Origin of the sequence: Amycolatopsis bullii, assembly GCF_014654205.1 — a bacterium.
GTDB classification, from domain to species: domain Bacteria; phylum Actinomycetota; class Actinomycetes; order Mycobacteriales; family Pseudonocardiaceae; genus Amycolatopsis; species Amycolatopsis plumensis.
The window spans coordinates 1-10,656 of the sequence record NZ_BNAW01000093.1 but is presented as its reverse complement, the minus strand read 5'-3'; the positions used below and the strand labels follow the sequence as shown (position 1 = coordinate 10,656).

The window sequence follows — 10,656 nt, the reverse complement described above, 5'->3', positions numbered from 1 at the left end:
CGCCCTGGCCCGCCGCCTGGTCGACGTCATCTGGGCACTGCTGCGCGACGGCCGCGAATTCCATCACTCACCACCGATCACGACCGCAGCTGGTGCTTGACACGATCATTGAAACTCCTTGGGACGCCAGGTGGAAAACCGCCGTTCGAGGGCGACGAAACCGGCGTTGACGAGCACGCCGAGCAGCGAGACCGCGATGATCCCGGCGTACATCTGCTGGATCTGGAAGTTCACCTGGCTCGTGTTGATCAGGTAGCCGAGCCCGGCCTTCGCGCCGACCATCTCGGCCGCCACCAGCACCAGGATCGAATAGGACGCCGCCATCCGGATGCCGGTGAACACCGTCGGCACCGCCGAGGGCAGGATCACCTTCCGGAACAGCCGCGGGCTCGACAACCCGAGTGAGCGGGCCGCCTTGACCAGCAGCGGATCGACCGTGTTGACCCCGGCGATCGTGTTGAGCAGCACCGGCCACACGCAGGCGTAGACCACGAGGCTGACCTTGGACAGCTCGCCGATGCCGAGCAGCAGCGTGAACACCGGCAGCAGCGCCAGCGCGGCGGTGTTGCGGGCCAGCTCCAGCAGCGGCTGCAGGAACCGCGCCACCGGCCGGTACCAGCCGATCAGCAGGCCCAGCGGGACCGCGACGGCGACGGCCACCGCGAACCCGGCGGCGGACCGCCCGGCGCTGGCGAGCAGGTGGTCGGCGAGCTCGCCGTCGAGAGCGAGCTCCCACAGCGCCTGCAGGTCCTCCGACAGCGGCGGCAGGAAGGTCCGCGTGCCCTCGTCGAGGACGAACCGGGGGACCAGCTCCCAGAGCAGGACGAACAGCACGACCGCGGCGGACGCGTGCACCGCCCGGGTGAGCTTCTTCGTCAACCGGCGCGGTTCCGGCGGTGGGCCGATGGGTCTGGTGTGGACGGCGGGGGCTTCGAGGGTGGTCGTCATCGGGCCGCGCTCCGTTCGTGTTCGGCCGCCTTGCGGACCTCGTCGTGCAGCAGTTCCCAGAGCCGGTGGCGCTGCCGCCCGAACTCCGGCCCGGACCGCACGTCGCCGGTGCGGTCGCCGAGGTCGACGTCGACGACGGCCTTGAGCCGCCCGGGCCGCGAGGTCAGCACCGCGACCTGTTGTCCGAGGTAGACGGCTTCGTCGATGCCGTGGGTGATGAACACGATGGTCTTGCCGGTGCGGCGCCAGATCCGCAGCAGCTCCTCCTGCAGCTGCTCGCGGGTCTGCGCGTCGAGCGCGGCGAACGGCTCGTCCATCAGCAGCACGGCCGGGTCGTAGGCCAGGCTGCGGGCGATCGCGACCCGCTGCTTCATCCCGCCGGACAGCTCGTGCGGGTAGCGGTCCTCGAAGCCGGCCAGCCCGACCAGCGCGAGGTATTCGCGGGCGCGCTCGGTGCGCTCCCGCTTGCCGAGCGGCCCGCCTTCGAGGCCGAATTCGACGTTGGCGCGGGCAGTGCGCCACGGGAACAGCGCGTACTGCTGGAAGACGACTCCGCGGTCGAGGCCGGGCCCGCGCACCGGCTCGCCGTCGAACAGCACCTCGCCCGAGGTCGGCGTGGCGAGCCCGGCGAGCAGGTCGAGCAGCGTCGACTTGCCCGAGCCGCTGGGCCCGACCAGCGACAGGAACGTGCCGTCGGCGATGTCGAGGGTGACGTCGTCGAGGGCGGTCAGCGCGCCGAAGGTCTTGGTCACCGAACGGATGCCGATCACCTGGTCACCGCCGGGGCGCCGTCGCGGTAGGGGTTGAACTCGTTGGTGTAGAGCTTCGCGGTGTCGATCTTGTCGTGCTTGAGGTAGCCCTCCTGCTTCAGCCACGGTTCCCACCGCGTGTAGTCGGCGTCGGAGATCACGCCGCCGTGGGTGATGCCGACGCTCTTCCAGTACTTGAGGGTGTCGGTGCTTTCGTTGCGGCCGCGGGCCTTGATGATCTTCGTGAAGCGGGCGATCACCTCGTCGCGCGGAGTCGTGCGTTCCCATTCGATCGCTCGTGCCACGGCGGACACGAAGATCTTCGCGGTTTCCGGGTACTTCTTGATGAAGTCGGTCCGCAGCACGTACGGACCGCCGTTGTAGGGGCCGAAGGCGCCGACGTCGGTGAACAGCGGACGCACGCCGCCGGCCGCGAGCGCGTGGTCCTGCAGGATGCCCTGCAGCGCGGCGACGTCGAGCTGGCCGTTGCGCAGCGCCTGCTCGGCGTTCACCGGCGGGATGACGACCAGCTGGACCTGCTTGATCTCGTCGTCGGAGAGGCCCTGTCCCTTGAGCCAGGTGTCGAGCGCGGCTTCGAGGTTGGCGCCGGCGGTGTTGACGCCGACCTTCTTGCCGATCAGGTCGCGGGCGGTCCGGATCGGGCTGTCCTCTCGTGCGTAGAAGCCGATGAAGGCTTTGTCGTCGGAGCCGTAATAATTGACGACCGCTTTGACCGGGGCGCCGGCTTCGACGAGCTTGACGACCGCGCCGGTGAACGCGCCGCCGAAGTCGGTCTGGTCGGTGGCCGCGGACTGGATGTCCTGCGGGCCGCTGATCGTGTTGCCGACCCACTTCAGCTTGACCGGGCCGAAGTAGCCGAGGTCCTCGGCGAGCTCGGGCAGGGTCACGGCGTTCGCGCTGCCTTGGTAGCGCAGCTCCAGCTTCTCCGGTTGCCCGGGCGCACCGGTGGCCGTCGCCGAAGCGCAGCCGGCCAGCAGCACCACGGCGGCAGCGAACAGGGGCAGGGTTTTCTTCACGGTGGTTTCGTCCGTTCCGGGAGTCGGTGGGGATGGGAGCAATTGTTCGCAGCATCCGGACGGGCGGTCAATTTTGCGAGTTCGTGAAATAACTCGGCCGGTTCACGAGGCGCGCGGCCACCGCGTGAGAAGGGGACCGAGCGGGTCTTCGTAGAGCACGTCCAGGAGCACCGCGCCACCGGCGGTGGCCAGCTCGCGGCCCGGGAAGCTCGTGGCCGCAACGGTTTCCGCCGATGCCGGGCCGCGGACCCGGTCGCGGACCTCGTTCCGGATCGTGGGAAGGCAGTTCGGCACCCGGGCTACACTGCGGTCGACCACCACGAGCACCGCCGGGTTGAGGACGTCGAGCAGAAGGGCTGCCGCCTGGCCGATCAGCCGCGCGCGTTCGTCGAACATCCGCAGTGCCGCGGAATTGCCGTCGATGGCCAGCGCGAGCAATTCCGGGAATTCCGGCTCGTCGAGCAATCCGTTTTCCACGGCTTTGCGGGTGAGTGTCGCTTCCGAAACGGCCGCCTCGAGACAGCCGGTGCGCCCGCAGCGGCACGGCTCGGTGCCGCCGTCGACCGGCAGGTGCGCGACACCGCCGGCGGCCGAGCGCGGCCCGTGGTGCACGCTGGCGCCGGTGGCGAACGCGGCGTCGACGACGTTGCCGGTGAACAGCTGCACGACGCTGTCGCGGGCCCGCGGGTCCCCGAAGAGCCGTTCGGCGTGCACCAGGGCGCGCGCGTGCCCGTCGACCTCCACGGGCAGCCCGGTGCTGCCGGTCAGCAGGTCGCGGACGGGCACGTCCCGCCAGCCGAGCAGCGGGTGCTCGACCACGGTGCCGGACGCGCGGTCGACCCAGCCCCCGGTGGCCACGCCGAGACCGAGCGGCTCGCGGTCCGGGGCGTGCCCGAGCAGGAGGTCGTCGAAGATCTCGGCGGCGCGGGCCAGCAGGTCTTCGGCGGCCAGGCCGTCGTGGGGTTCTTCGTGCTGCACCAGGACGTTCCCGCGCAGATCGAGCAGTGCGACGGTGGCGTGGTGCACGGCCAGGTGCAGCGCGCCGGCGACGTGGCGTCCGGTGTCGAGGTCGACCGGGACGTGCGGCCGCCCGACGCTTTTGCGTGACTCGGCTTCGGGAAGTTCGCGCAGCAGCCCCAGTCCGGCGAGTTCGGCGGTGTGCCCGGTGACGGCGGCGGCGGACAGCCCGGTGCGGCGCGCGATGGTGCTGCGCGCGATCGGTCCGCCGTCGAGGACGGCCCGCAGCACGGCGCTCGCGCTGGCGCTGCGCCGGGCGCCGCGCGCGTCAGTCCTCTGTGGACTCTTCGCCCGGCTGGTCATCGTCCGATCGTGACAGACGAACCGGCGGGGGCCCAGCATGCCCAGGATGCGGGCTTGACGCATACCCGTATGGGAATATGATGAGCCGCGTGGCACGAGCAGCGACAACGGCCGACACCTTCAACGCGGTCGCCGAACCCCGGCGACGGCAGATCCTCGACGTCCTGATGGACGGCGAACGCTCGGTCGGCGACCTCGTCGACCTGCTCGGCCTGGCCCAGCCGCAGGTGTCGAAGCACCTGCGGGTGCTGCGCGAAGTCGGCGCGGTGAACGTGCGCGGTGACGGCCGTCAGCGGCTCTACCGGCTCAACGGCGCCGCGCTGAAGCCCATCCACGACTGGGTCACGCGCTACGAGCGGACGTGGGCGGCGCGGTTCGACCTGATGGACGACGTCCTCGAGGAACTCAAGGAACAGGAGCAGTGACGTGGAGATCACCACCCCCGCCGACGACCGGATCCTCATCACGCGCGAGTTCGACGCGCCGAGACACCTGGTCTACCGCGTGTGGACCACCCCGGAGCTGGTGAGCCGCTGGTGGAGCGGCCATCGCGGCACCACCACGGAAGTCGAGCTGGACCTGCGGCCCGGCGGCCGCTGGCGGTACGTGCTCAAGACGAACGACGGCGCCGAAGTCGGCTTCCACGGCGAGTACCGCGAGATCGTCCCGGACGAGCGGATCGTCTACACCGAGGTGTTCGAGCTGCCGGGCGTCGACCCGGATGACGTGGACGGCCCGCTGAACACCGTCACGTTCACCGCGCTCGACGGCGACCGCACGCGTATGGAGCTGCTGACCGAGACCGGCAGCAGGGAACTGCGCGACACGATCCTGCAGTCCGGCATGGAGGTCGGCGCGCGGGGGCAGATGGAGCTCATCCAGGAGCTGGCGGACTCCCTGCGTTAGCCGCGCGCAGGAACCGCCCGCCCGTCTTCGCCAGCGCCTCGGCCAGCTCCGGCGCATCGAGCACCTCGAAGTCCACGTCGAGGAGGCCCAGGTACAGCCCGAGCATCTGCGCGTGGTCGGACCCGACCTCGGCCACGCAGACCTCCGGTCCCTCGGGCGTCACGTCGACCGCGATCGGCAGCCGGGCCCGCACGTACTCCACCGAGGCGTGCAGCCGCACCCGGGCGTGGAACCGCCAGGTCGCCGCGCCGGCGCTGCGCTGGACGAACTGCGCGGCATCGCCCTCCGGCGGCTCGCGCGGGGCGAACCGCGGGCCGTTCGGCACCTTCGGCGTCATCCGGTCGACGCGGAAGGTGCGCCAGTCGTCGCGGACGGTGTCCCAGGCGACCAGGTACCAGCGGCGCCCCCAGCTGACCAGCCGGTGGGGCTCGACGTCGCGGCGGCTCGGCGTGCGCTGGTGGCTCGTGTAGTCGAAGCGCAGCCGTTCGCTCGCCCGGATCGCCGCCGCGATCGCCGTGAGCACGTCCGCGTCGACGGCCGGACCGGCGCCGGGCACCGCGACCGTCGCGGCCTGCAGCGCCCGCACCCGGTGCCGCAGCCGGGACGGCAGCACCTGCTCCAGCTTGGCCAGCGCGCGCACCGACGTCTCGCCGATGCCGGCCACGCCCGCCGCCGTCCGCAGCCCGACCGCGACGGCCACCGCTTCGTCGTCGTCCAGCAGCAACGGTGGCAGCTGCGCGCCCGCGCCCAGGCGGTAGCCGCCCTGGACACCGGGGGCGGCTTCGACCGGGTAGCCGAGCTCGCGCAGCTTGCCGATGTCGGTCCGGACCGTGCGCGCGGTGACGCCGAGCCGGTCGGCCAGGTCGGCGCCGGTCCAGTCGCGCCGCGTTTCGAGCAGCGACAGCAGCCGCAGGAGGCGGGCGGAGATCTGCAACATTTCTCGAGGATCGCACGAATCGCGGAAGGAAGCCTTCCGCAATGGCTCATACCGTGCTGCTCATGACGAACGAAATCCGCCCCTTCCGCATCGACGTCCCGCAGGCCGAGCTCGACGACCTGCACCGACGGCTCACCGACGCCCGGTTCGCCGTGCCCGTGCCCGGCGACGAGCCCGACTGGTCCCGCGGCATCCCGGCCTCCGCGGTCCAGGCACTGGCCGAGTACTGGCGCGACGGCTTCGACTGGCGGGCCCAGGAAGCGGCGATCAACGCGTTCCCGCAGTTCACGACCGAGATCGACGGCCAGACCATCCACTTCCTGCACGTCCGCTCGGCGCAGGCCGACGCGGTGCCGCTGCTGCTCACCCACGGCTACCCGAGTTCGATCGCCGAATTCCTCGACGTCATCGGCCCGCTGACCGAGCCGGGTCCGGACGCCTTCCACGTCGTCGTCCCGTCGGTGCCCGGGTTCGGGTTCTCGACGCCGTTGAGCGGCCCCGGCTGGGAGCTGGCCCGCACGACCGACGCGTTCGCCGAGCTGATGACCCGGCTGGGCTACGACCGGTTCGCCGCGCAGGGCGGCGACCTGGGTGCCGGTGTCACCGGCCGGCTCGCGGCGCTGTACCCGGACCGCGTCATCGGCACCCACGTCAACAGCGACCGCGGCACGATCGCCCTGGCCGGCGAGCAGCTGCCGCTGCCGGACGGCCTGTCGGAGGCCGAGCAGTCCGAACTGGACGCCGCCCGCGCGGACTGGCGGGCGGGCCGCGGTTATCTCGACCTCCAGTCGCACAAGCCCGAGACGATCTCGGCCGCGCTCACCGACTCCCCGGTCGGGCAGCTGGCCTGGATCGCCGAGAAGTTCGAAGCGTGGAGCGGGGCCGGCGGCATCGACCGCGACCGGCTGCTGACCACCGTCAGTCTCTACTGGTTCACCCGCAGCGGCGCGAGTGCGGCCCGGTTCCTCTACGAGGCCGCTCACGCGGCGCACGGCTGGCTGGCCCCCTCGGACGTGCCGGCCGGCTGGGCGGTGTTCAACACCTCGCCGGTGGTCCGGCGGATCATGGATCCGGAGGAGAAGATCGCGCACTGGTCGGACTTCACCGAGGGCGGCCACTTCGCGGCGATGGAGGAGCCCGAGCTGCTCGTGGCCGACATCCGCGCGTTCTTCCGCGGGCTGCGGCCGTGAACGTCCGCGCGCTGAACCGGGCGCTGCTCGCGCGGCAGCACCTCCTCGAACGGTCGTCGCTGCCGGTCCCGGCGATGCTCGGGCACCTGGTCGGGATGCAGGCGCAGGCCCCGCTCGCGCCGTACGTCGGGTTGTGGACGCGGCTCGACCGGTTCCGGCCGGAGGATCTCGCGTCCCTGCTCAGCGGTCGCCGGGCCGTGCGCGGCCTGCTGATGCGGGGGACCGTCCACCTGGTCCTCGCCGAGGACGCGCGGGTGCTGCGCCCGCTGGTCCAGCGCGTGGTGGCGAACGGCTACACCGGCCACTTCGGACGGCGCATCGGCGACGCCGACCTGGGCGCGGTGGTGCACTTCGGGCGTCAGCTGCTCGAAGCGCGGCCTCGCACCCGGCGACAGCTGCAGGACGCGTTGGCCGCGCGGTGGCCGGAACACGACGCCGAAGCGCTGTCGTACGCGGTCGGCTACCTGGTGCGGACCGCGCAGGTGAGACCCCGCGGCGTGTGGGGGTCGACCGGCCCGGCCACGCTGACCACCTTGGACGGCTGGCTCGGCGGTACTGCGGGCGTTCGGCCCGGCTTCGGTCGCCGACGTCCAGGTGTGGTCGGGGCTGACGAAGCTGCGGGAGATCGTGGAGCCGATGGGCCTGCGGACGTTCCGCGCGGAGTCGAGCGAGGTGCTGTACGGCGTCGAGGACGGCGTGCTGCCGGACCCGGACACCCCGGCGGGTCCCGCTGCCGCCGGGCAACGGCGCTTCCCGCGGAACACTGCTGGTGGACGGCTTCTACCGCGCGGACTGGCGCCGGTCCGGAACGGTCCTGGAGGTGACACCGCACGGCCGGCTCACGGCGGGCGAGCGGGCGGAGATCGAGGCGGAGAGCGCCCGCCTGCTGCAGCTCCTCGGCGCGGGTGAGCAGTCTGCCGTGGCCGTCGTGAGTGGTAAGTAGGGTTCTAACCCGCTTCACCACTCACGAGGGCGGTGGGTGGGCCAGAATCGGCGGCGTGCAGTTCGCCATCCTCGGGCCGGTCGAAGCCCGCCGTCCCGACGGGACCCCGGTTGCCCTCGGCGGCCCGCAGCTGCGGGGGCTGCTCGCCCTCCTCGCGCTCGATGCCGGGCGCGTCGTCAGCGCCGAACGGCTCATCGACGGCCTGCACGGCGAGCACCCGCCCGAGGGCGCCGCCGAAGCCCTCCAGTCCCAGGTTTCCCGGCTGCGGCGGCGGTTGCGGGACGGCGGCGCACCCGACGGCCTGGTCGAATTCACCCCCGCCGGCTACCGGCTGGCCGTCGACCCCGCCGACGTCGACGTCCACCGGTTCGAACGGCTCACCGCGCAGGCGCGGGAGACCGCCGAACCGGCGGTGAAGCTCAGGCTGTTCACCGAGGCCCTCGAACTCTGGCGCGGCCCCGCGCTCGACGGGCTCGCCGGCCCGCCGCGCGCGGCCCGGCTCGCGGAGCTGCGGCTGGCCGCGACCGAGGACCGCGTCGAGGCGGGGCTCGCGCTCGGGCACCACGAGCGGCTCGTCGCCGAACTGCGGGAGCTCACCCGCGAACACCCGCTGCGCGAACGGCTCACCGCCCAGCTCATGCGGGCGCTGCACGGCAGCGGCCGGTCCGCCGAAGCCCTCGCCGTCTTCGCCGGGATGCGGGAACGCCTCGCCGACGAACTGGGCGCCGACCCCTCGGCCGAGCTCGCCGACGCGCACGCCGCGGTCCTGCGGGCCGCGGCGCCCGCTCCGGCCCGCCGGGTGCCGGTGCCGCTGACCGGGTTCGTCGGCCGCACCGAACTCGACCGGCTCACCACGGCCCTGCGCGCTCACCGGCTCGTCACGCTCACCGGACCGGGCGGCGCGGGCAAGACCCGGCTCGCCGTCGAAGCCGCGGCCCAGGCGGCGGGCGAAGTCTGTTTCGTCGAACTCGCGACGACCACCGACGTCCCGCGTGCCGTCCTCGCCGCGCTCGGCCTGCGCGAACAGGGCGTCCTGACGCCGGGCGCGGCCGCGGACCCGGCCGACCGCCTGGCCGCCGGGCTCGCCGACCGGCCGCTGCTGCTGGTCCTCGACAACTGCGAACACGTCGTCACCGAAACCGCGCGGCTGGTGCGGCGCCTGCTGGGGGAGTGCGCGGGCCTGCGCGTGCTGGCCACCAGCCGCGAAGCACTCGGCCTGACCGGCGAAACGCTGGTGCCGGTCGGCGCGCTGCCCGCCGAGGCCGCGGCGCGCCTGTTCACCGACCGGGCCGCCGCCGTCGCCCCCGGCGCAGCACCCGACCCGGGCGCGGTCACCCGCATCTGCGCCGCCCTCGACGGCCTCCCGCTGGCCATCGAGCTCGCCGCCGCCCGGCTGCGGTCGTTGTCCGCGGACGACGTCGCCGCCCGGCTCGGCGACCGGTTCGGCCTGCTGTCCCGCGGCGACCGGACCGCCGAACCGCGGCACCGCACCCTGCGCGGCGTCGTCGAGTGGAGCTGGGACCTCCTCGACGCGGACGAACAACTGCTGTCCGGCCGGTTCGCGGTGTTCGCCGGCGGCGCGCGGCCGGCCGCCGTCGAGCACGTCTGCGCGGTCTCCGACGCCGTGCTCACCGGTCTCGTCGAGAAGTCGTTCATCGAATTCGACGGAACCAGGTACCGGATGCTGGAGACGATCCGCGCGTTCTGTGCCGAGCAGGGCGAAGACCGGCGTGCGGCGCACGCGAGGTACTTCCTGGACTTCGCGCGCGCCCGCGAACCGAAACTGCGCGGCGCGGACCAGCTGACGGCGCTGGCCGAGCTGACCGCCGAACACGCCGACCTGCACGCGGCCCTGCGCTGGAGCGCCACCGCGGAACCGGAAACCGCGCTGCGGCTCATCGCCGCGCTGTCGTGGTACTGGTGGCTGCGCGGCCTGCGCAGCGAGGCGACGCCGATCGCGGACGCCGTGCTCGCCGCCGTCGGCCCCGAACCGCCGCCGGGCCTGGCCGAGGAATACGTCCTGTGCGTGATCCAGGCGTCGGACACCGACGTCGCGATCGAGCCGATCCTGCGGGAGCTCGACGGGCCGCTCGAGTACCCGTACCTCTTCCTGCTCTGGGCGTTTTCCCCGCGCACCAAGGCCGAAGACGGCGAGCGGCTGGCCGCGCTGATCGGCCCGGACGCGTGGTCCCGGGCGTTCGCGGGGATCGGCGACGGCCTCGGCGCCCAGTACCGCGGCCGGATCGCCGAAGCCGAAGCGCACTTTTCGGCGTCACTGGACGCCTTCCGCACCGTGGGCGACCGCTGGGGCGAGGCGAGCGCGCTGGAGAAGCTCGCGGAGTTCGCGGACTGGCGTGGCGATCACGCGCGGTTCCGCGAGCTGATGGACGAGTCCGTCCGGCTGGCCGGCGAGCTGGGCGCGACCGAAGACGCCGCCGACCTGCTGTGCCGCCGCGCCGACGGCGTCCTGCGGCAGGGCGACGTCGACGCCGCGAAGGCCGACTACGAAGCGGCTGCCGAGCAGGCGCGTGCCGCGGGAACGCCGGTGACGCTGGCCCGGGCCCGCGGCGACGCCCGGCGCGCGGCCGAAGACCTGCGGGCCGCCGTCGAGCTCGCCACCGGCCTC

At 72.9% G+C, this 10,656-nt stretch carries 10 protein-coding genes and 1 pseudogene; 6 read left to right on the top strand and 5 right to left on the bottom strand.

Annotated elements, in window-relative coordinates; all coding sequences use genetic code 11:
- Nucleotides 1–105 precede the first annotated feature (105 nt).
- From IE317_RS43720 to IE317_RS43705, 4 genes are all read right to left on the bottom strand, one after another.
- Nucleotides 106–948, bottom strand: a complete 843-nt coding sequence (locus IE317_RS43720) for an ABC transporter permease (protein ID WP_191317245.1) — start codon at nucleotides 946–948, stop codon at nucleotides 106–108.
- The gene (locus IE317_RS43715; RefSeq protein WP_191317244.1) at nucleotides 945–1,718 is read right to left on the bottom strand and encodes an ABC transporter ATP-binding protein; all 774 of its coding nucleotides are present in this window, start codon (nucleotides 1,716–1,718) and stop codon (nucleotides 945–947) included. Before IE317_RS43715 ends, IE317_RS43720 begins: the two co-directional genes overlap by 4 nt.
- On the bottom strand, nucleotides 1,715–2,734 hold the full coding sequence (locus IE317_RS43710) for an ABC transporter substrate-binding protein (RefSeq protein WP_191317243.1): 1,020 nt from the start codon (nucleotides 2,732–2,734) through the stop codon (nucleotides 1,715–1,717). The genes IE317_RS43715 and IE317_RS43710 overlap by 4 nt, the downstream gene beginning before the upstream one ends.
- A gap of 102 nt (nucleotides 2,735–2,836) precedes the next feature.
- A complete protein-coding gene (locus tag IE317_RS43705; RefSeq protein ID WP_191317242.1) occupies nucleotides 2,837–4,054 on the bottom strand; it encodes an ROK family transcriptional regulator in 1,218 nt (405 codons plus the stop codon).
- Between the two features lie 89 nt (nucleotides 4,055–4,143).
- Between IE317_RS43705 and IE317_RS43700 the strand changes: the two genes are divergently transcribed.
- Both IE317_RS43700 and IE317_RS43695 read left to right on the top strand, forming a co-directional pair.
- Nucleotides 4,144–4,479, top strand: a complete 336-nt coding sequence (locus tag IE317_RS43700; RefSeq protein ID WP_191317241.1) for an ArsR/SmtB family transcription factor — start codon at nucleotides 4,144–4,146, stop codon at nucleotides 4,477–4,479.
- A gap of 1 nt (nucleotide 4,480) precedes the next feature.
- Complete coding sequence (locus IE317_RS43695; protein WP_191317240.1) at nucleotides 4,481–4,960, top strand: SRPBCC family protein; 480 nt, start codon at nucleotides 4,481–4,483, stop codon at nucleotides 4,958–4,960.
- On the opposite strand, the gene IE317_RS43690 is transcribed toward IE317_RS43695, so the two are convergent.
- A complete protein-coding gene (locus IE317_RS43690; protein WP_191317239.1) occupies nucleotides 4,929–5,897 on the bottom strand; it encodes a helix-turn-helix transcriptional regulator in 969 nt (322 codons plus the stop codon). The genes IE317_RS43695 and IE317_RS43690 overlap by 32 nt on opposite strands.
- Nucleotides 5,898–5,959: 62 nt before the next feature.
- On the opposite strand from IE317_RS43690, the gene IE317_RS43685 reads away from it, so the two are divergent.
- The 4 genes and pseudogenes from IE317_RS43685 to IE317_RS43670 form a co-directional block, all read left to right on the top strand.
- A complete protein-coding gene (locus IE317_RS43685) occupies nucleotides 5,960–7,087 on the top strand; it encodes an epoxide hydrolase family protein (RefSeq protein ID WP_191317238.1) in 1,128 nt (375 codons plus the stop codon).
- Between the two features lie 74 nt (nucleotides 7,088–7,161).
- Nucleotides 7,162–7,750 (top strand): annotated as a pseudogene (locus tag IE317_RS43680) (DNA glycosylase AlkZ-like family protein); the annotation flags it as partial.
- A gap of 157 nt (nucleotides 7,751–7,907) precedes the next feature.
- Entirely contained in the window at nucleotides 7,908–8,030 is a 123-nt protein-coding gene (locus tag IE317_RS45555; protein ID WP_373309248.1) for a hypothetical protein, read from the top strand.
- Between the two features lie 55 nt (nucleotides 8,031–8,085).
- Nucleotides 8,086–10,656 (top strand): ATP-binding protein (locus IE317_RS43670; RefSeq protein WP_191317237.1); only part of this gene is annotated, 2,571 nt, incomplete at its 3' end.

What these genes read in the sequence shown, in the direction of transcription:
- IE317_RS43720 (WP_191317245.1), bottom strand. Translation starts at nt 948, where the DNA reads ATGACGACCACCCTCGAAGCCCCCGCCGTCCACACCAGACCCATCGGC.
- IE317_RS43690 (WP_191317239.1), bottom strand. Translation starts at nt 5,897, where the DNA reads ATGTTGCAGATCTCCGCCCGCCTCCTGCGGCTGCTGTCGCTGCTCGAA.
- IE317_RS43705 (WP_191317242.1), bottom strand. Translation starts at nt 4,054, where the DNA reads ATGACCAGCCGGGCGAAGAGTCCACAGAGGACTGACGCGCGCGGCGCC.
- IE317_RS43685 (WP_191317238.1), top strand. Translation starts at nt 5,960, where the DNA reads ATGACGAACGAAATCCGCCCCTTCCGCATCGACGTCCCGCAGGCCGAG.